At 72.8% G+C, this 20,630-nt stretch carries 16 protein-coding genes; 10 read left to right on the plus strand and 6 right to left on the minus strand.

What is annotated here, in order from left to right:
• Nucleotides 1-2: 2 nt before the first annotated feature.
• Entirely contained in the window at nucleotides 3-374 is a 372-nt protein-coding gene (locus ACWEOH_RS14605) for a BlaI/MecI/CopY family transcriptional regulator (RefSeq protein ID WP_148735157.1), read from the minus strand.
• A gap of 109 nt (nucleotides 375-483) precedes the next feature.
• On the opposite strand from ACWEOH_RS14605, the gene ACWEOH_RS14610 reads away from it, so the two are divergent.
• From ACWEOH_RS14610 to holA, 10 genes are all read left to right on the plus strand, one after another.
• Nucleotides 484-1,896, plus strand: coding sequence for a cytochrome ubiquinol oxidase subunit I (locus tag ACWEOH_RS14610; protein ID WP_452032195.1), 1,413 nt, complete (start codon nucleotides 484-486; stop codon nucleotides 1,894-1,896).
• 12 nt (nucleotides 1,897-1,908) lie between these two features.
• A complete protein-coding gene (gene cydB / locus ACWEOH_RS14615; RefSeq protein ID WP_452032197.1) occupies nucleotides 1,909-2,913 on the plus strand; it encodes a cytochrome d ubiquinol oxidase subunit II in 1,005 nt (334 codons plus the stop codon).
• A 4-nt stretch (nucleotides 2,914-2,917) separates the two neighbouring features.
• Nucleotides 2,918-4,594: a thiol reductant ABC exporter subunit CydD gene (gene cydD / locus ACWEOH_RS14620; protein WP_452032199.1), complete on the plus strand. Its 1,677-nt coding sequence runs from the start codon at nucleotides 2,918-2,920 to the stop codon at nucleotides 4,592-4,594.
• Nucleotides 4,587-6,305 carry a thiol reductant ABC exporter subunit CydC gene (gene cydC / locus ACWEOH_RS14625; protein ID WP_452032201.1) on the plus strand — a complete coding sequence of 573 codons (1,719 nt, stop codon included), beginning with the start codon at nucleotides 4,587-4,589 and terminating at the stop codon, nucleotides 6,303-6,305. Before cydD ends, cydC begins: the two co-directional genes overlap by 8 nt.
• A gap of 166 nt (nucleotides 6,306-6,471) precedes the next feature.
• Nucleotides 6,472-7,998 carry a M20/M25/M40 family metallo-hydrolase gene (locus tag ACWEOH_RS14630; protein ID WP_452032203.1) on the plus strand — a complete coding sequence of 509 codons (1,527 nt, stop codon included), beginning with the start codon at nucleotides 6,472-6,474 and terminating at the stop codon, nucleotides 7,996-7,998.
• 83 nt (nucleotides 7,999-8,081) lie between these two features.
• Entirely contained in the window at nucleotides 8,082-9,503 is a 1,422-nt protein-coding gene (gene pabB, locus ACWEOH_RS14635) for an aminodeoxychorismate synthase component I (RefSeq protein ID WP_452032205.1), read from the plus strand.
• 147 nt (nucleotides 9,504-9,650) lie between these two features.
• On the plus strand, nucleotides 9,651-12,224 hold the full coding sequence (gene leuS / locus ACWEOH_RS14640; RefSeq protein WP_452032207.1) for a leucine--tRNA ligase: 2,574 nt from the start codon (nucleotides 9,651-9,653) through the stop codon (nucleotides 12,222-12,224).
• A 114-nt stretch (nucleotides 12,225-12,338) separates the two neighbouring features.
• A complete protein-coding gene (locus ACWEOH_RS14645) occupies nucleotides 12,339-13,025 on the plus strand; it encodes a ComEA family DNA-binding protein (RefSeq protein ID WP_452032209.1) in 687 nt (228 codons plus the stop codon).
• Nucleotides 13,026-15,356, plus strand: coding sequence for a ComEC/Rec2 family competence protein (locus tag ACWEOH_RS14650; protein ID WP_452032211.1), 2,331 nt, complete (start codon nucleotides 13,026-13,028; stop codon nucleotides 15,354-15,356).
• 23 nt (nucleotides 15,357-15,379) lie between these two features.
• Complete coding sequence (holA, locus tag ACWEOH_RS14655) at nucleotides 15,380-16,438, plus strand: DNA polymerase III subunit delta (protein ID WP_452032213.1); 1,059 nt, start codon at nucleotides 15,380-15,382, stop codon at nucleotides 16,436-16,438.
• Between the two features lie 98 nt (nucleotides 16,439-16,536).
• Here holA and rpsT read toward each other — a convergent pair whose 3' ends face one another.
• From rpsT to ACWEOH_RS14680, 5 genes are all read right to left on the minus strand, one after another.
• On the minus strand, nucleotides 16,537-16,797 hold the full coding sequence (gene rpsT / locus ACWEOH_RS14660; RefSeq protein WP_129191694.1) for a 30S ribosomal protein S20: 261 nt from the start codon (nucleotides 16,795-16,797) through the stop codon (nucleotides 16,537-16,539).
• 166 nt (nucleotides 16,798-16,963) lie between these two features.
• Nucleotides 16,964-17,800 carry a VOC family protein gene (locus tag ACWEOH_RS14665; protein WP_452032215.1) on the minus strand — a complete coding sequence of 279 codons (837 nt, stop codon included), beginning with the start codon at nucleotides 17,798-17,800 and terminating at the stop codon, nucleotides 16,964-16,966.
• A gap of 70 nt (nucleotides 17,801-17,870) precedes the next feature.
• Entirely contained in the window at nucleotides 17,871-18,701 is an 831-nt protein-coding gene (locus ACWEOH_RS14670) for an alpha/beta fold hydrolase (protein ID WP_452032217.1), read from the minus strand.
• Nucleotides 18,702-18,704: 3 nt separating this feature from the next.
• Nucleotides 18,705-19,328 (minus strand): response regulator, encoded by a 624-nt coding sequence (locus tag ACWEOH_RS14675; protein WP_452032219.1) that lies wholly within the window; start codon nucleotides 19,326-19,328, stop codon nucleotides 18,705-18,707.
• Nucleotides 19,325-20,548 carry a sensor histidine kinase gene (locus tag ACWEOH_RS14680; RefSeq protein ID WP_452032221.1) on the minus strand — a complete coding sequence of 408 codons (1,224 nt, stop codon included), beginning with the start codon at nucleotides 20,546-20,548 and terminating at the stop codon, nucleotides 19,325-19,327. The genes ACWEOH_RS14675 and ACWEOH_RS14680 overlap by 4 nt, the downstream gene beginning before the upstream one ends.
• Nucleotides 20,549-20,630: the final 82 nt, after the last annotated feature.

Raw genomic sequence — 20,630 nt, forward strand, 5'->3', positions numbered from 1 at the left:
GGTCAGCGGCGGGCGAGCTCGTCGAGCAGGCGGCGCAGCGTGTCGGCCTCGCCCACGGTTGCGGTGCTCACGAACCGGGCGAGGGCCGCGTCGCGGTCGGAGGCCTTGTCGAGCACCTCGTGCATGAGCTCGGCGGTGTGCTCTTCACGGCTGAGCAGCGCGTGGTAGCGGTGCGGCCGCACGTCGCGCGTGCGGGCGACGAATCCCTTGCGCTCGAGGCGCGAGAGCACCGTGAGCACGGTCGTGGTGGCCACCGTGCGACCCGGCTCGTCGCGCACGGCGAGCGCGTCGCGCAGCTCGTTCGCGGTGAGCGCGCCGTCGGTGGTCCAGAGCACCTCCATCACGGAGCGCTCCAACTCGCCAAGACTCGCCATGCCACCAGACTACCGCCGACGGCCCGAATGTTCTACGCTTCGTAGAAGAAAGATCTACGACATGTAGAAATCACGTCCTGGGACCTCGGCGCTTCCGAAAGGGGCATCCGTGAACGAACTGCTCGACCCGTTGCTGCTCGCCAGGTGGCAGTTCGGCCTCACCACCGTCTACCACTTCCTCTTCGTCCCGATCACGATCGGACTCGCCACCACCACCGCGGTGTTCCAGACCGCGTGGTATCGCACCGGCAAGGCCGAGTACCTGCGCATCACGCGTTTCTTCGGCTCGATCTTCCTCATCAACTTCGCGATGGGCGTGGTCACGGGCATCGTGCAGGAGTTCCAGTTCGGCATGAACTGGTCGGAGTACTCGCGGTTCGTCGGCGACGTCTTCGGCGCCCCGCTCGCGCTCGAGGGGCTGCTCGCGTTCTTCTTCGAGGCGACGTTCATCGGCCTCTGGATCTTCGGGTGGGACAAGCTGCCACGCGGCCTCCACCTCGCCACGATCTGGGCGACCGCGATCGGGAGCATCATCTCGGCGTACTTCATCATCGCGGCGAACGCGTTCATGCAGAACCCGGTCGGCTACGAGATGAACGCCGAGAAGGGGCGCGCCGAGCTCGTCGACATCGGGGCGCTGCTCACCAATCCGGTCGCGCTGGCCGCGTTCCCGCACACCATCGCGGCGTCGTTCATGGTGTCGGCGGGCCTCGTGATCAGCGCGGCGGCGTGGCACCTCGCCCGCAACCAGCACCTCGACACCATGCGGCCCGCGCTGAAGTTCGGCCTCTGGACGATGGTGGGCGCCGGCATCCTCACGACGTTCTTCGGCGACCAGCTGAGCCTCGCGATGGTGGCGACGCAGCCGATGAAGATGGCCGCGGCCGAGGCCACGTACGACACGGTCTGCGGTGCGGATGCCTCGTTCTCGCTGTTCACCCTGGGCACGCCCGACGGCACGTCGGAGTTGTTCTCGATCCGGGTGCCGTACCTGCTCTCACTGCTGTCGACGCACAGCTTCGACGGATGCGTGGAGGGAATCAACGACCTGCAGGCCCAGTACACGGCGCTCTACGGTCCCGGCGACTACGCCCCGATCATCTGGGTCACCTACTGGTCGTTCCGCTGGATGATCGGCCTCGGCCTGCTGCACGTGCTCATCGCGCTCGTCGGACTGTGGGTGACCCGCAAGGGGCGCATGCCGAAGCAGGCGTGGGTCTGGAAGGTCGCGATCTGGAGCTTCCCGCTGTCGCTCGCTGCGATGATCGTCGGCTGGATCTTCACGGAGATGGGCCGGCAGCCGTGGATCGTGTTCAGCCTGCTCTGGACGGAATCGGCGGTGTCGCCCAACGTCACCGGGCTCGACGTGCTCATCTCGCTCGTCGCGTTCACGCTGATCTACGGCGCCCTCGCGGTGGTCGAGGTGCGCCTCGTGATCCGCGCCATCAAGAAGGGTCCGCCCGAGGTGGGCGAGCCCCACCCCGAGACCGGCCGGGTCGAGCCCGCGACCACGGTGTACTAGGAGAGGGCCGACATGGATCTCGCACAGCTCTGGTTCTGGATCGTCGCGTTCCTCTTCGTGGGCTACTTCGTGCTCGACGGGTTCGACTTCGGCGTCGGCATGTCGCTGCCGTTCCTCGGCAGGGACGACACCGATCGCCGCGTGCTCATCAACACGATCGGCCCCGTGTGGGACCTCAACGAGACCTGGGTCATCGTGGCGGGCGCGTCGCTGTTCGCGGCGTTCCCCGAGTGGTACGCGACGCTCTTCTCGGGGTTCTACCTCGCGCTCCTGCTCATCCTGCTCGCGCTCATCGCCCGCGGCGTGTCGTTCGAGTACCGGCACCAGCGGCCCGAGTCGAAGTGGAAGCGCTGGTTCGACGGCATGATCGTCGTCGGCTCCGCCGTGCCCGCGCTGCTCTGGGGCGTCGCGTTCGCGAACATCGTGCAGGGGGTGCCGCTCGACGCGGACCACAACTACACGGGCACGCTGCTCGACCTGCTCAACCCCTATGCCCTCCTCGGCGGGCTCACGACGCTCCTGCTGTTCTTCACCCACGGGGTCGTGTTCGTCTCCCTGAAGACGGAGGGCGAGATCCGCGAGCGGGCGCGCCGGCTCGCGACCCGCGCGGGCATCGTCACGATCGTCGTCGCCGCGTCCTTCCTGCTCTGGACCGGGCTCGCCTTCGGCACGACGTGGTTCTGGATCCTCGCGGGGGTCGCTGCGGTCGCGCTCATCGGCGGCTGGCTCGCCAACCTGCGCGGGGCCGAGGGCGTCGCGTTCACGCTGCTCGCCGTCACCGTCGCGACGGCCGTGTTCGCGCTCTTCGCCGCGCTGTTCCCCGACGTGATGCCCGCCTCGAACGACCCGGCGAACAGCCTCACCATCGAGAACGCCTCGAGCTCGGCGTACACGCTCACGGTCATGAGCTGGGTGGCGGTCGTGTTCCTGCCGCTCGTGCTCGCCTACCAGGGCTGGACGTACTGGGTGTTCCGCAAGCGCGTCACGCGCGCCTCGATCGAGGCCGCAGCGCACTGATCCCGTGAAGCCGCTCGATCCCCGACTCGTCCGCCGCTCGCACGCGGCGCGATGGTTCCTCGTCGCCGGCGCGGCCCTCGCGGTCGTGCAGGCCGGGGCGGTCATCGCGTTCGCGTGGTCCCTCGCGTCGCTCGTCGCCGGCCTCATCGACGGCATGCGGATGCCGCAGGCATGGCCGCTCATCGCCGTGCTGCTCGTCGCGGCATCCGCCCGTGCCGGTGCGGCATGGCTCTGGGACGTGGTGGGCTCGGCCGGCGCGACGCGCGTCAAGGCGGAGCTGCGGAGCGAACTGCTGCGCGCGGTCGAGGGTCGCCCCGGCGGCGTGCCGGGATTCCCGACCGCGCGCATCGCGACGCTGCTCGGCCCGGGGCTCGACGCGCTCGACGAGTACTTCGGGCGGTACCTGCCGCAGCTCGTGCTCACCGTGATCGCGACGCCGGCCTTCATCGTGGCGGCGTGGCTCGCCGACCCGCTCTCCGGGCTCATCCTCGTGATCGTGCTGCCACTCATCCCGCTCTTCATGGCGCTCATCGGCATGGCGACGGCCGCGGTGCAGCGGCGGCAGTGGGACAGCCTCGCGGCGCTCTCCCGCGGCTTCCTCGAGGTGGTCGGCGGACTGTCGACGCTCGTCGTGTTCGGGCGCGCCGAGCGCCAGACGACCCGCATCCGCCGCATCACCGACGAGTACCGCCGCGGCACCATGAAGGTGCTCCGGATCACGTTCCTCTCCGGCTTCACCCTCGAGCTCGCGGCGAGCCTCTCGGTCGCGCTCGTCGCCGTCTCGATCGGGCTGCGGCTCGTCGGGGGCGACATGACGCTGCTGCCCGGGCTCTTCGTGCTCGTGCTCGCGCCCGAGGTGTTCCTGCCGCTGCGGAACGTCGGCGCGGCCTTCCACTCGTCGGCGGCGGGCGTGACGGCGTCGGCCGACGCGTTCGACCTGCTCGCCGCGGCGGAGGGGCCGCGCGGGTCAGGCGCCGGTGCCGGTGCCGGTGCCGGTGCCCGATCGGTCTCGGCGGGTTCGGCGGCCGAGCGGGCGGGCGCGGGAACGGATGCCACGGGCGGCCTCGTCATCCGCGACCTGCGTGTACGGCGAGGCGACCGTGTCGTGCTCGACGGGTTCGACCTCCAGGCGCGGCCGGGCGACGTCGTCGCGATCACGGGGGAGAGCGGCTCGGGCAAGTCGAGCCTCTTCGCCGCGCTGCTCGGGTTCGCCGAGGCGGACGGCGCGGTGCGGCTCGACGGGCGGACGCTCGCACCAGGCGACCGGGCCTCGATCGCGTGGGCGGGCCAGGCCCCGGCGCTCGTGGCGGGCACGGTGGCCGACAACGTGCGGCTCGGCGACGAGCACGCCGATCCGGCGCTGCTCGCCCGCGCCCTCGACCTCGCCGGCGTCGACCTCCCGCCGGAGCTGCGCCTCGGCCCGAGCGGCGGCGGCCTGTCGGGCGGGCAGGCCCAGCGCGTCGCCACCGCGCGCGCCATCCACCGACTGCTCGCGCGGGACGCGCACCTCTTGCTCCTCGACGAGCCGGGCTCGGCGCAGGACCCCGAGCGCGAGGCGCGCCTCGCCGTCCGGCTGCGCGAGCTGGCGGCCGACGGACGCGTGGTGCTCGTCACCACCCACCGGTCGGCGCTCGCCGAGGCCGCGGACCGCACGATCGACCTGGCGGTGGTGCATGCCTGATCCCACCCGCTTCGTGCTCCGCAGCGCCGTGCCGCCCCCGCGGCGACTCGCCCTCGCCGTGCTCCTCGGCCTCGCCTCGGCCGCGTCGAGCGTCGCGCTCCTCGCGTGCTCCGCGTGGCTGATCGCCCGCGCCGCCGAGCAGCCACCCGTGCTCTACCTCTCGCTCGCCGTGGTGGGCGTGCGCGCGTTCGCCCTCGGCCGCGCCGTGTTCCGGTACCTCGAGCGGCTCGTCGGGCACGATGCATCCTTCAGACAGCTCGCCGCGATCCGCGCCGGCGTCTACGAGCGGATGCTGCCGCTCGCCCCTGACGGACTGGCCTCGAGTCGGCGCGGGGACCTGCTCGCCCGGTTCGTCGACGACGTCGACGAGCTGCAGAACGTCGCGCTCCGTGCGGTGCAGCCGCTCGTCAGCGCCGTGCTCGTGCTGGTGCTCGCCATCACGGGCGTCGCGCTGCTCGCCCCCCAGTCCGCCGTCGCCGTGCTCGCGTGCCTCGTGGCCGGCATCGGCCTGACGCTCCTCGTGCAGCGCCGCGCAGCCGTGCGCGCCGAGCGCACGCTCGCCCCACTGCGCGGCGAGCTCCAGGCGGCGATCGTCGAGCACGTGCAGGCGCTCGACGTGCTCGTCGCCTTCGACGCCGCCGAGGCCGGACGGCGCCGGATCGACGCGATCGGCGCCCGCCTCGCCCGGGCGACGAGGTCCCGCGCCGCCGCGACGGGCGCGGCAGCCGCCCTCACGTCGGCGATCGGCGGGTTCGCCGTGGCTGCGAGCCTGGCCGCGGCGGCGCCGCTGCTCGAGGGCGGCCGCATCGACGGACCCACGTTCGCGGTGCTCTGCCTGGTGCCGCTCGCGATCGCCGAGGTCGCCGGGGCGATCCCGCTGGCCACGAGCGCCCTCCGGCTCGCACGCACGAGCGCCGCACGCGTCGCGCACGCGGTGCCGGCCACGGTGCCCGTGGAGATCCCGGTGCCGCAAGAGGTGCCCGCCTCGCCGCCCGCGGTCGAGCCGGCGCCGGCGATCGAGCTCCGCGACATCCGCGCGCGGTGGCCCGAGGCGACCGACGGCGCCGCGGCATCCGTCGAACGCCCGGCGGCGCTCGATGGACTCGACCTCGCGATCGCACCCGGCGAACGCGTCCTCGTGCGCGGCGGGTCGGGGGCGGGCAAGACGACGCTGGCGCACGTGCTCGTGCGGTTCCTCGCCTACGAGGGTTCCTACCGGCTCGGCGGCGTCGAGGCATCCGAGCTCGAGCCCGCCGCGGTGCGACGCCTCGTCGGCCTCGTCGAGCAGCGGCCGTGGCTGTTCGACGAGGACGTGCGGCAGAACCTGCTGTTCGCCCGCGACACCGCGACCGACGCCGACCTCCTCGACGTGCTCGACCGCGTCGGCCTGCGTGAGTGGGTCGAGCGGCGCGGCGGCCTCGATGCGCGGGTGGGGGAGCGCGGGGCGCTCGTCTCGGGCGGCCAGGCCCAGCGCATCGCGCTCGCGCGGGCGATGCTCGCCGACTTCCCGGTGCTCGTGCTCGACGAGCCCACCGCGAGCGTCGACCCGGCGCGCGCCGACGCGTTGCTTCGTGACCTCACGGATGCCGCGGGCCGCACGGGTCGGACCGTCGTGCTCATCTCCCACACGGGTGCGCCCGAAGGGCTCGTCGACCGTACGATCACGCTCGCGGCCGGGGCGGCGATCGGCGCCATGCGAAGCGGAACCTGAGCTCCGGATCGCTCGGTACGCGCGGAATCGCGCGTCACGCGCACGCGTCGTGCGCGGTGGGCGGGAAAGCCTTCCCGTGCCCGAGGGCGGTGCGCTACGGTCGCCGTCAACGGCACGCGCCATTCGACGTGTGCCGTCTCACCGCCCTCCACCCGAAGGAGCACCAGTGAACCACCGAACCAAGACCGGAATCAGCGTCGGAGCCGTCGCGGCGACCGCCGTCTGCGGAGCCCTCATCGTCGCCGGCTCCGCGCAGGCGGCGCCCGTCGTCGACACCTCGGACCTGCGCGACGCGGTGACCGTGGACGGGATCATGGCACACCTCGATGAGTTCCAGGCGATCGCCGACGCCAACGGCGGTACCCGCGCTGCCGGCACCGGCGGACACGTCGCGTCGCTCGAATACATCGAGGAGCTGCTCGACGACGCCGGATACACGACGTGGCGGCAGCCGTTCTCGTACGAGAGCGTCACCGTGCTCAGCTCGTCGCTCGAGCAGACCGCCCCGACGCCGACGACGTACGTCGTGAACGAGGACTACATCCCGATGGACTTCACGGGTCCCGGCGACATCACCAAGCCCGTGACCGCGGTCGACATCAACCTCGTGGGTGATCGCGCCTCGACGAGCGGCTGCGAGGACGCCGACTTCGCCGGCTTCCCCGCAGGCAACATCGCGCTCATCCAGCGCGGCACGTGCACGTTCGGCGAGAAGGCCGACAACGCGGCCCAAGCGGGCGCGAGCGGCGTCGTGATCTTCAACCAGGGCAACGGCGGCGCCGATCGCACCGACCTGTTCGGCGGCACGCTCGGCGACTTCGCGCGCGACATCCCGGTTGTGAGCGCGTCGTTCCCGCAGGGCGAGGAGTGGGCGAACACGCCGGGTCTCGTGCTGCATCTCGTGATGGAGACCGAAGTCCACGAGGTGCAGACCGAGAACCTGCTGGCCGACACGAAGGCCGGCCGCGTCGACCGCACCGTGGTCGTCGGCGGTCACCTGGACTCGGTCCGAGAGGGCCCGGGCATCAACGACAACGGGTCGGGGACGGCGACGATCCTCGAGGTCGCGCTGCAGATGCACGAGCTCGGCATCCAGCCCGAGAACCGCGTGCGGTTCGCGTTCTGGAGCGGTGAGGAGGACGGCCTCATCGGCTCGAGCTACTACGTGTCCCAGCTCAGCGCCCGAGACGTCAAGAACCACGCGCTGAACCTGAACTTCGACATGGTCGGCTCGCCGAACTACGCCAACTTCGTCTACGACGGCGACGGCGACGCGTTCGGCACCGCCGGCCCGAACGGGTCGAACATCATCGAGGGCGTCTTCACCGAGTTCTTCGCGTCGCAGGGCCAGTTCACCGAGCCCACGGAGTTCGACGGCCGGAGCGACTACTTCGGCTTCATCGAGGCGGGAATCCCGGCGGGCGGCCTGTTCACCGGTGCGGAAGGCATCAAGACCGCCGAGGAGGCGGACCGCTACGGCGGCACCGCGGGGGTCGCGTACGACCCGTGCTACCACCAGGCCTGCGACGACATCGACAACCTGAGCGAGGACGCGCTCGACATCATGTCGGACGCGGTGGCGCACTCGACGCTCACGTTCGCCGAGACCGAGTCGGCGGTGAACGGCACGAGCAAGGGCAAGGCGAAGGGCAAGCTCGAGCTCGAGTTCAAGGGCGACAAGGCACTCCGCTAGAACCGATCGATCCAACGGCCGGAGGGGTGGTGCGGGCGACCGCACCGCCCCTTCCGCGTGCCGGCGCGCCGTAGGCTGGGAGGATGCCGCGTCGCATCCGCACCCGCCCGGTCGAGGCGTGGCGAGACCCCGAGCTCGTGTTCCGGGCCCGGTTCGCCGACGCGACGCACGCGGTGTGGCTCGACGGGGGCACGGATGCCGTAACGGGCATGAGCGTCCTCGCCGCCGCGCATCCGGGCAGCCGTTTCGTCACGGCCGACATCGTGCACGGCACCGTCACGACGAGCACGCCGGCCGGTCCAGCCGACGCACATGAGACGCTCGCGGCATCCGTGTTCGAGGTGCTCGCGGAGGGGTTGGCCGACCGTGTCGACGCACCCGGCGACGTCGACCCGCTCGGCTGGTTCGGGTGGTTCGGCTACGAGCTCGGCGCGAGCCTCGACGACGTGCCGATCGCGCCGGCCGAGACGCCGGACGCCGCCTTCCTGTTCGTCGACCGCGCGGTGGTGTTCGACCACGCCGCCCGCGAGGTGCGGCTCGCGTGGCTCGAGGACGACGCGGACGACCTCCGCGCCGACGGCGAGGCGTGGGCGGAGGGGTTCGCGGCCGCGCTGGCGGAGCTGGACGAGGAGCCCATGACGTCGGCCCCCCTCCTGTCGGGGCGACCGCCGGTCGTGCGCTGGCGACACGAGCCCGAGCACTACGCGCACCTCATCGCCGAGTGTCAGGCTGCGATCGTGCGCGGCGACGCCTACCAGCTCTGCCTCACGAACCGCGTCGACGTCGACGTGCGGCCCGACCCCGCGGCCGCGTACCTCGCACTGCGCGCCTCGAGCCCGACCCACCACGGCGGCTACGTCCGCTTCGGCGAGGTCGCGCTGCTGAGCGCATCGCCCGAGCAGTTCCTGCACGTCGACCGCGACGGCGTCGTGTCGACCAAGCCCATGAAGGGCACGCGCCCCCGGGGGACCGACCCCGACCTCGACGAGCGGTTGCGCCGGGAGCTCCTCGAGAGCGACAAGGAGCGCGCCGAGAACCTGATGATCGTGGATCTCATGCGCAACGACCTCGGGCGCATCGCGGAGCTCGGCACCGTCACCGTCCCGAGCCTGCTCGAGGTCGAGGAGTACGCCCACGTGCACCAGCTCGTGTCGACCGTGCGCGCTCGCATCCGGCATCCGCTCACCGTGCTCGACGTCGTGCAGTCGGCGTTCCCGGCCGGGTCGATGACCGGTGCGCCGAAGCGGAGTGCCATGACGATCCTGCACGAGCTCGAGGAGGGGCCTCGCGGCGTGTACTCGGGGGCGTTCGGCTACCTCGGCGTCGATGGCAGCGCCGACCTCGCGATGGTCATCCGGTCGATCGTGCTCACGCCGGCGGGCGCGAGCATCGGCACGGGCGGCGGCATCACCGCCCTGTCGGTGGCCGAGGAGGAGATCGAGGAGACGCGGGTCAAGGCGCGCGCCCTCCTCGCGGTGCTCGGCGCGGCATCCGTCACCGACTGAGCGGCTCGACCGCCGGTCGGCCCGTGGCGAACGCGGGCGGCGGCGCCCTCCGAGTGAGTAGGCTGGATTCCCGAGTGCGTGCCGGGTTCCGGCGCGCCCGGAGATGTGCGGATCCCCCCACCGCAGCGACACACGATTGAGAGTCACGTGGCACACGATCAGGACCAGGCCAACGCCGACGCCGGCGCGTACGACTTCGCAGCCCTGCAGGCGAAGTGGCTTCCCGTGTGGGACGAGCTCGCACCGTTCGTCGCCGGCCGTCCGGGTGAGACGAAGCCGCGCAAGTACATCCTCGACATGTTCCCGTACCCGTCGGGCGACCTGCACATGGGGCATGCCGAGGCGTTCGGCTACGGCGACACCGTGGCCCGCTACTGGCGCCACCAGGGCTTCGACGTGCTGCACCCCGTCGGCTGGGACTCGTTCGGCCTGCCCGCCGAGAACGCCGCCATCAAGCGCGGCATCGACCCGCGCGGCTGGACGTACGACAACATCGAGCAGCAGAAGCGCTCGTTCCGCCTCTATGCGCCGTCGTTCGACTGGACCCGCGAGCTGCACACGAGCGACCCCGAGTACTACCGCTGGAACCAGTGGCTGTTCCTGAAGCTCTACGAGAAGGGCATCGCCTACCGCAAGGCCGGCCTCGTGAACTGGTGCCCGGTCGACCAGACCGTCCTCGCGAACGAGCAGGTCGTCGACGGCCACTGCGAGCGCTGCGGCGCCGTGGTCACGAAGAAGTCCCTGACCCAGTGGTACTTCCGCGTCACCGATTACGCCGACCGCCTGCTCGACGACCTGAACCAGCTCGAGGGATCCTGGCCCTCGAAGGTCGTCACGATGCAGCGCAACTGGATCGGACGCTCCGCCGGCGCGGACGTCGAGTTCCGCATCGAGGGCCGCGAAGAGCCGGTCTCGGTGTTCACCACGCGTCCTGACACCCTCTACGGAGCGACCTTCATGGTCGTGGCGCCCGACTCCGAGATCGCGGCCGAGCTCGCGGCCGGGGCATCCGCCGAGGTGCAGACCCGATTCCAGGACTACCTCGACTCGGTGCGCGCCGAGAGCGACATCGACCGCCTCTCGACCGAGCGGCCGAAGACCGGCGTGTTCCTCGAGCGCTACGCCGAGAACCCCGTGAACGGCGAGCGGCTGCCGATCTGGGCCGCCGACTACGTGCTGGCCGACTACGGCCATGGCGCGATCATGGCCGTGCCCGCGCACGACCAGCGCGACCTCGATTTCGCGCGCGCGTTCGACCTGCCCGTCCGCGTCGTCGTCGACACGAACGCGCCCGTCACGGGCGTGATCCCGGTGATCCAGCTCGACGACGAGGGCGAGCCGATCCTGCCCGAGGACCTCCCCGAGCTCGACCCCGCCGCGACCGGCGTCGCGCTCCCGGGCGAGGGCCGCCTCATCAATTCGGGCCCGCTCGACGGACTCTCCAAGTCGAACGCGATCCGCCGCATCATCGAGGTGCTCGAGCAGCGCGGCACCGGGCGCGCCGCGAAGAACTTCCGCCTGCGCGACTGGCTCATCTCGCGGCAGCGCTACTGGGGCACGCCCATCCCGATCATCCACTGCGACGAGTGCGGCGAGGTGCCCGTGCCCGAGCAGGACCTGCCCGTGCGGCTGCCCGATGCCGCGGGGCTCGACCTGAAGCCGAAGGGCGCGAGCCCGCTCGGTGCGGCCGACGAATGGGCGAACGTCGCGTGCCCGAACTGCGGCGGCGCGGCGCGGCGCGACTCCGACACGATGGACACGTTCGTCGACAGCTCCTGGTACTACCTGCGCTACCTCAGCCCGAACGACGACGCCCAGGCGTTCGATGTCGCCCAGGCCGAGAAGTGGCTGCCCGTCGACCAGTACGTCGGCGGCGTCGAGCACGCCATCCTGCACCTGCTGTACTCGCGCTTCATCACCAAGGTGCTCTTCGACCTCGGCTACCTGAGCTTCACCGAGCCGTTCACCTCCCTGCTCAACCAGGGCATGGTGATCATGGACGGCGCGAAGATGTCGAAGTCGAAGGGCAACCTGGTCGAGTTCGCGAGCGAGCTGGGCAGGCACGGCGCCGACGCGCTGCGCGTGACGCTCGCGTTCGCCGGACCGCCTGAAGACGACATCGACTGGGCGGACGTCTCGCCCGTCGGCGCGGCGAAGTTCCTCGCGCGCGCCTGGCGCATCTCGGGCGAGGTCACCTCGAGCCCCGACATCGAGTGGAAGACGGGCGACCTCACGCTGCGTCGCATGACGCACCGGCTGCTGGCGGATGCCCCCGCGCTCGTCGAGGCGTTCAAGTTCAACGTCGTCGTGGCGCGCCTCATGGAGCTCGTCAACGCGACGCGCAAGGCGATCGACTCAGGCCCCGGAGCGGGCGACGCCGCCGTGCGAGAGGCCGCGGAGGTCACGGCGATGATCCTCGACCTCTTCGCCCCGTACACGGCGGAGGACATGTGGGAGCGGCTCGGGTACCAGCCGAGCGTCGCGCTCGTGCCGTGGCGCAAGGCCGACCCCGCGCTGCTCGTCGAGGAGTCGGTCACCGCGATCGTGCAGGTCGACGGCAAGGTGCGCGACCGCCTCGAGGTCTCGCCGAAGATCTCGGGCGAGGAGCTCGAGGCGCTCGCCCGCGGATCCGTGGGCGTGGCGCGTGCGATCGGCGAGAAGGAGATCGCGAACGTGATCGTGCGCGCCCCGCGTCTGGTGAACATCGCCACGCGTCGCTGAGACGTCCCTGACTCGTCGCTGACCCGTCCTCGACAGGCCGTGTGAGCCGCTGAGCTGTTCGCGTCGCCCGTTTCATCGACTCGCCGGTGCGTCGTCGCGGCCTAGCCTGCGGGCATGCCCGCGACTCCTGACGACGATCCGCTCGGCGCGCTCGATCCGCGGGCACGCCGAGCGGCGCCGCGCGTACGCGTCGCGGTGGGCGCGGCGGTGGTGCTGTTCGTGGCCGCCGTCGCGATCGCCGCGCTGCTGTCGGTCGCGTCGAGCGGCGGCGGCGCGCAGGGCTCGATCCTCCCGGAGTCGGAGGAACGTGGTGCTTCAGCCGGCGGCGCCGTGGTCGCGACCGGCGCCGACGCCGCGCCGCTGCTCGTGCACGTGCTGGGCGCCGTCGCCGCGCCGGGCCTCGTCGAGTTGGCGCCCGGCGCGCGCGTCGTCGACGCTGTGGCTGCGGCCGGCGGCTTCACGGCCGACGCGGATCCCGCGGGCGTGAACCTCGCGCGACCCGTGGTCGACGGCGAGCAGCTCGTCGTGCTCGCCGTGGGGCAGGCGCCGCCTCCGGGGTCGGGTGCCGCCGGCGTCGCCGCCGCCGGCGGCGTGCAGGGTGCCGGCGACGGCAAGGTGCACCTCAACACGGCCGACCTGGCCGCGCTCGACACGTTGCCGCGCATCGGCCCGGCGCTCGCGCAGCGCATCATCGACTGGCGCGAGGCGAACGGCCCATTCACGAGCGTCGACCAGCTGCTCGAGGTGGCCGGCATCGGCGACGCGGTCTACTCGGGGCTCGCCGACAAGGTCGCGCTCTGAGTGGGCGACCTCCGCCTGCTCCTGCCCGCGGTCGGGACGTGGGTCACCGCCTGGTGCGCCGTCGCGGCATCCGATGCCGGTCTCGACCCGGTGCTCGTCGCGGGATCGATCTGGGCCGCCGCCGCCGCGCTGCTCGCCATGGTCTTCGTCGGACGGTGGCGTCAGCCCATCACGCCGGTCGCGGCGATCGGGTTGGTCGTGCTCGCCGCAGCAGGGCTCACTGCCTCATCGGCAGCCGCCCAGCTCGATCGGCGGGCGGACTCCCCGCTCACGGCGATCGCCGCGGCGCACACGAGCGCGAACGTCGTGATCGAGGTGGTCGCGGCGCCTCGGCCGATGCGCGCGATGTGGGCGCAGGCCGGCCGAGCACCGTCGCTGCGGGTCGACGCGCAGGTGGTCGCGGTCGACGGACGGGCGGTGACGCCGGTCCCCGTCACGACCACGCTCGACCTGCCGGCGCGTGAGCTCTCCCTGGGGGTCCGCATCGCCATGACCGCTCGCGTCGCCGTACTCCCCGGCGCCGAGCAGAGCGCCTTCCGCCTCCGGCCCGAGGGCGAAGCCGTGATCCAGGGCGCGCCGCCGGCCTGGCTCGCGTGGGCAGTGGTCCCACGCGCCGATCTCGCGGATGCCGCGACTCGCCTCGACGGCGACGGCGCCGCCCTCGTCCCGGGCCTCGCCATCGGCGACACGACCTCCGTCGGCGCCGAGCTCGACGAGGCGATGCGCGCGAGCTCGTTGAGCCACCTGACGGCCGTGTCGGGCGCGAACTGCGCGGTCGTCACGGCAGCCGCGTTCGGGCTCGCGGCGCTCTGCGGTGCCTCGCGATCCGTCCGCGTGCTGGCGGCACTGTTCGCGCTGGCGGGGTTCATCGTGCTCGTCACGCCCCAGCCGAGCGTCGTCCGCGCGGGCGCGATGGCCGTGGCAGTGCTCGTCGCCATCGCATCCGGACGCCCGGGCGGGGGAGTCGCCGCCCTCTCCGTCGCCGTCATCGGCCTGCTCGCCTTCGATCCGTGGCTCGCCCGCGACTACGGGTTCGCCCTCTCGGCTGCGGCCACCGCCGGGCTGATCCTGCTGGCCGGCCCGCTCGCGGCTCGCCTCGCACGTGTGATGCCCGTGCCGCTCGCCGTCGGGCTCGCCGTGCCACTCGCCGCCCAGCTGGCCTGCCAGCCGATCCTCGTGCTGCTCGACCCGGCGATCGCACTCTACGGAGTGCCGGCGAACCTGCTCGCCGCGCCGGCCGCCCCCATCGGGACGGTGGTGGGCCTCATCGCCTGCCTCGTCCTCCCGGTGCTGCCCGCCGTGGGCACCGCCCTCGTGCAGGTGGCGTGGTTTCCGGCCACGTGGATCGCGCTCGTCGCCCACGGCACGTCCTCGCTCCCGGGCGGACGACTGTCGTGGCTCCCCGACGCGCCGGGCGCCGTGCTGCTCGCGGCGTGCACAGCCCTCGCCCTCGTCGTCGTCTTCGCGGCCCGACGACGCACCAGGGCCTGGGCCGGCGCGGTGCTCGCGGTCGGCCTCGCCGTGCCGGTCGGGATCTCCGTCGGCGGACCGCTCGTGGTCGGCGCGACGCGGCCCGGCGACTGGGACCTCGCGGCCTGCGACGTGGGGCAGGGCGATGCGATGCTCGTGCGCGTCGAGGAGGCGACCGCCCTCATCGACACGGGGCCTGATCCCGCCGCCCTCGACCGTTGCCTCGCCGTGCTCGGCGTCGGCCGGATCGACCTCCTCGTCATCACCCACTGGGACGCCGACCACGCCGGCGGTGCCCGGGCAGTGGTCGGCCGCGTCGACACCGTGCTGCACGGGCCGCTCGACGGCGACCGCTCCGACCGCGTCATCGGGCCGCTCGGCGACGCCGGTGCCGAATCCGTGGAGGTCGTCGCCGGCGATCGCGGCACGCTCGGCGACGCGTCGTGGCGGATCGCGTGGCCGAGACCCGGTGCCGCGCCGGGCAACGATGCCAGCGTCGTGCTGGACCTCGAGGCATCCGGCTACCGCGCCGTCTTCCTCGGCGACCTCGGCGAGGAAGCGCAGGCGGGCCTGCTGCGGTCGACCGAGTTGGGGCGCGCCGACGTCGTGAAGGTCGCGCATCACGGCTCCGCAGACCAGAGCGACCGCATCTACGAGGAGCTCGCCGCGACGGTCGGGCTCATCGGCGTCGGTGCCGACAACGGGTACGGGCATCCGACGGCGCAGGTGCTCGAGCTGCTCGCGGCGTCGCGGACGACCGTCGTGCGCACCGATCGCTCGGGGACCTGCACGCTCACCGCCGACGGCGACGGCGGGTTCGGCCTCTGGTGCGAGCGCGGGGACGTCGGTGCCCGCTCGTAGACTTGAGCGGAACGGGAGGTGCGGTGGCGGCACGATCAGGCACGGCGAGGTCGAGCTCGGCGCGATCCGGCGCGGCACCGCGCACCAGGGTCGCGATTCCGCAGCTCGCATGGAACGAGGTGCGTCCCGCTCCGGTGGTGCTCATCTCCGGGCCCGAGGGGGTGCTCGCCGAGCGCGCCAGCGGGATGCTCCGCGACTTCCTGCGCTCCGAGGACCCGTCGCTCGAGGTCAGCGACCTCGAGGCCGACGGCTACCGCCGCGGCGAACTCCTCACCCTCGCGAGCCCGTCGCTCTTCGGCGAGCCGCGCCTCATCCGCGTCGGCGCCGTCGAGCGCGCGAGCGACGACTTCCTCCTCGACGCGCTCGACTACCTCGAGCAGACCGCGGAGTCCACGACCCTCGTGCTCCGTCACGCGGGCGGGCAGCGCGGCAAGAAGCTCCTCGACGCCATCCGGGCGGGCACCGGCGGCGGCATCGAGATCGTGTGCGCCGAGCTGAAGCGCGAGACCGAGAAGCAGGACTTCGTCGTGGCCGAGTTCCGAGCGGCCGGGCGCAGCATCAACGCGCGGGCGCTCCGGTCGCTCGTCGCCGCCTTCAGCGACGACCTCGGCGAGCTCTCCGCGGCCTGCCGGCAGCTGATCGCGGATGCCCCCGGCGAGATCACCGAGCAGGTCGTCGCGCGCTACTACGGCGGGCGCGTCGAGACGAACGCGTTCGCCGTCGCCGACGCCGCCATCGCCGGCCGTCACGGCGAGGCGCTCACCGCCCTCCGACACGCGCTCGACAGCGGCGCCGACCCCGTGCCGATCGTGGCCGCGTTCGCGATGAAGGTGCGCACGATGGCGCGCGTCTCGGGCGTGCGCGGCGGCGGACCCCAGGTCGCATCGTCGCTCGGGCTGGCGCCGTGGCAGGTCGACCGTGCCCGTCGCGACCTCGCCGGCTGGACCGACGAGGGCCTCCAGCGCGCCATCAGCTCATTGGCGGCAGCGGATGCCGCGGTGAAGGGCGCCGAACGCGACCCCGTGTTCGCGCTCGAACGTCTCATCGGCGTCATCTCCGCGCGCGGTCGGGACCTCGCCTGAGCCGCCCCACCCCTCCGGCGATTGCGGTCCTGCGGCAACGCCCCGCGGAACGACGAAGGCCCCGCACGACGTGCGGGGCCTTCGTCAGTGCCTGTGCGTCAGAGCGCGGCGGCCTGCTTCGCGATCGCCGACTTGCGGTTCGCGGCCTGGTTCTGGTGGATCACGCCCTTGGAGACGGCCTTGTCGAGCTTGCGCGACGCGACGCGCACGGCGGCGGTCGCCTTCTCCTTGTCGCCGGCGGCGATCGCCTCGCGGGCGGCGCGGACGACGGTCTTCAGCTCGCTCTTGACGGCCTTGTTGCGCTCCTCGGCCTTGCGGTTGGTGCGGATGCGCTTGATCTGCGACTTGATGTTTGCCACGTGGTTCGTTCTTTCGTTCGTGTGCGGGTACCGGATGTGCCGCGCGCGGTAGAGGGGCCGACGCGGCGTCTCGTGCGGGGTGGGACCCACACGCAAGCCAACAGACAATGATACCAGTTCGCCCACGACGGCACCAAAGCGAGCGCTGCCGGATGCCTCGCGGCCGTCAGCGCTCGGGCGGGACGAACTGGCTGGCCGTGAACAGGCCGCCCTGCGGGTCGCGGATGACGGCGTCGTGCGTCCACTCGGTGTCGATCGACGACACCACCTGTCCGCCCAGGCGCTCGGCGATGGCGGCGGTGCCGTCGCGGTCGGCCACGGTGAAGCTCATGTGCCAGCGCGACGGCTCGTCGCCGGGCGGCGTGTCGAGCCACGCGATCGCGTCCTCGAACCCCTGCGGCGTCGCGACGCTCGCCTGTCGCTCGCGGATGCCGGGATCGACCGTCGCGGCGAGGTGGTCGCCGTATCCCGGCATCCGGATGAGCGTCGCGAAGCCCTGGGCGGCGAACTCCCAGCCGAACACGCGCGTGTAGAACGCGGGCTCCGCGGCATCCGTCGTCTGCAGGTAGGCGAAGTTCCACGCCCCGGGCTCGTTCACGGCCTGCACGCCGGCCCGGGTGCCGGCCTGCCAGAGCCGGAACGCGGCGCCGGCAGAATCAGTCGCCAGGGCCGCTCGGCCGGCCTTCCCCGCCTCGACCGGCCCCGTCGTGATCGCGCCGCCGGCCTCGACGATCCGCTGAGCGGCGGCCTCGACGTCGGCCACGGCGACGTACATGTTCCAGGCCGGCGGGGCTTCGGGCGACACGACGTGCGCCGCCAGCCCGGCGGCTTCCCGGCCGTCGTGCCGGGCCACCACGTAGGCCGTGTCGCCGTGCGGCCCTTCGGCGGACTCGAAGCTCCAGCCGAACAGCCCGCCGTAGAACGCCATGGCCGCCGGGAGGTCGGGCTGCTCGATATCGATCCACGAGGGCACGCCCTCGGGATACGTCCTCGTCTCGTGCATGGGATCACCTCGTCGTGCACGACCCTCGTCCAACCGCCCGCTCGCCGCAAGGGGTGGTGGCGTCCGCGCGTCATCCGGCCGTCGCCGCGGGACGCTCCCCGGCCGCCGCCGTCCGCCGGCGCGCCACCGACGCGCGCCGTTCGAGCTCGGCGACCGCGCCGAGCACCGCCGCGGTGAACTCCTCGGGCCGGGCGAGGCTCACCAGGTGGGTCGCGCCGGGCACGACGACGAGGCGGCCGTCGCGGGTGGCCCGCAGCATCCGCCGCTCCTCGATGCGGAAATGGTCGAAACGGCCGTTCACGAGCCACACGGGCACGTCGATGCGGGCGAGCGCGTCCTCGGGGTCGAGCGCGGCGACGGCGCCGAGCACGGGGGCCATGACGTCGAGCGCGACGCCGCCGGCGAGCACGTCGGCGACGCTCTCGCGCGGGAGGAAGACGCGCACCATGAGGTCGTTGAGGGCCCGCCCGCGGTCGGGCAGCCGGCCGATGGCGTCCGCGAGCCGCCGGTAGCCGGCGAGCCCGGCGCCGCGCGGCCGGGTGCCGCACGACGCGGCGACGAGGCCGTCGATCCGGCCCGGATGCGTCGCCGCGTACTCGATGCCGAGGTAGCCGCCGAGGCTGAGCCCCACGAGCAGCCGCGGCGTGCGGCCGGACCCAGGCGCGACGACGTCGGCGTCCGCGTCGGAGCTGGAGTCGGCCGCGGAATCCGCCGGGAACGCCTCGTCGATCACCCGCATCGCCGCCTCGACCGAGAACGGCTCGCGCATGCGCGTGCCGTGGCCGGGCAGGTCCACCGCGACCGCGTCGATGCCGTGGTGCGCGAGGGCCGCGACCTGGCGGCGCCACATCGTCGCCGAGGTGCGGAGTCCGTGCACGAGCACGACGTGGGCGCGCGGCATCCGTCACCCCGCCCTGATCGCTCCGAGCTCGCGAGCCCGCGCGACCGCGGCCGTGCGCGAGCCGACGCCCAGCTTCGTGAAGATGTGCACGAGGTGCGACTTCACGGTCGCCTCGCTGAGGAACAGTGTGCGGCCGATGTCGCGGTTGGAGCGGCCCTCCGCGACGAGCGTGAGCACCTCGGCCTCGCGTGCGGTCAGGCTGTCGGCCGCCTCGCGCGACGCACGGAGGCGCGACGAGACGGCGGGAGCGAGCGCCGACTCGCCGGTCGCCGCGGCGCGCACGGCGGCGACGAGCTCGCCGGGCGGGGCGTCCTTGAGCAGGTAACCGCTCGCCCCTGCCTCGATGGCGCCGAGGATGTCGGCGTCGGTGTCGTAGTTCGTGAGCACGAGCACGCGCGGGGCGCCCTCGTGCGAGCGGATGCGCCGGGTCGCCTCTGCGCCCTGCATCGCTCCCGGGAACTGCAGGTCCATGAGCACGAGGTCGACGTCGGATGCCGCGGCGAGCCGCACCGCGTCCTCGGCCGTCGACGCCTCGCCGACCACCTCGAGGTCGGCCTCCGACTCGAGCATCGCGCGGATGCCCGCCCGGACCACCGGATGGTCGTCGCCGAGCAGCAGCCGGATCATGCCGCCTCCACCGGGATGCGCACCGACACCGCGGTGCCCTCGCCGGGCGCCGACTCGAGCTCGATCGTTCCGCCCTGCCGTTCGGCCCGCTGGCGCATCGCGCGGAGGCCGAACGCGACGCCGTCGACCTCCTCGCGTTGCGCGGCCGCCGGGTCGAAGCCGACGCCGTCGTCGACGACGTCGAGCGCGACCTCGTCGCCGAGGTAGCTCAGCGTGAGCTCGGCGCGGCCCGCGTCCGCGTGGCGGAGCACGTTGGCGAGCGCGCCCTGCGCGATGCGCAGCAGCGTCGCGTCGACCGCCATGGGCAGTACGGTTGGCTCCCCGCTCGTGCGGAAGCTCACGCGCGTCGACGACCCCGACTGCTCGGCCTGCTCGTTCACCGCCTCCGTGAGGCGGCGGAGCGATGCCGGCAGGGTCTGCTCGTCGAGCGAGGGCGGCGTGAGCTCGCGGATGAACCGCCGCGTCTCGCCGAGGTTCTCGGCCGCGGTCTCGCGCGCGAGCCGCAGCTTCTCGCGCGTGGGCTCGTCGTCGACGTCGCGCTCGGCGGCGTGCAGCAGCATCTGGATGCTCGAGAGGCCCTGCGCGACGGTGTCGTGGATCTCGCGGGCGATGCGCTCGCGCTCGGCGAGCGTGCCGGCCTCGCGGCTCGCGGCAGCCAGCTCCTCGCGGGTGGCGAGCAGGTCGAGGATGAGGGCCTGCCGGTCGCGGGTCTCCTGCGACATGGCGCGGTAGCCGAGGCCGATCACGATCGCGACGCCCGCGCTGATGAGCGGGCCGAGGATCGTGCCGACCGCGAGTCCGAGGTGGGTCGCCGCGCCCCAGACGGAGATCCCGAACGTGACGACCACGAGCGGCACGGCGACGGCGGCGGGCAGCACGTGCAGCTCGATGAAGAAGAGGGGGAACGCGAGGAACGCGGCATCCGGCGTCAGGGCCGACATCGCGACCCACAGCGCGAGCAGGGCGACGAGCCAGGCGACCCGCGCCCACGTCGGGAAGTGCCGGTGTGCGGCGGCGACGCCCGCGGCGTACCACGCGAGGAAGGCGATCGCGAGGACGGTGACGGGGACTTCGGCGGGCGCGTCGTCGAGCAGCGCCCGGACGACCACGAACAGCGTGAGGCCCGCGACGAGCAGGTGGAGTCCGAGCCGGAGCGTCAGGAACACCGGGCGCAGGGCGGACGGCGCCACGCGCGCGTCGGGCACGTCGATCACGGTCATGGTGCTTCGAGCGTAATCCCGGCGCCTGCGGGCGGCATCCGCCGAAAGTGGGACCATGGCGTCGGGACTCGGCGTGCTCGCT

The organism is Agromyces sp. NPDC004153, assembly GCF_053603635.1.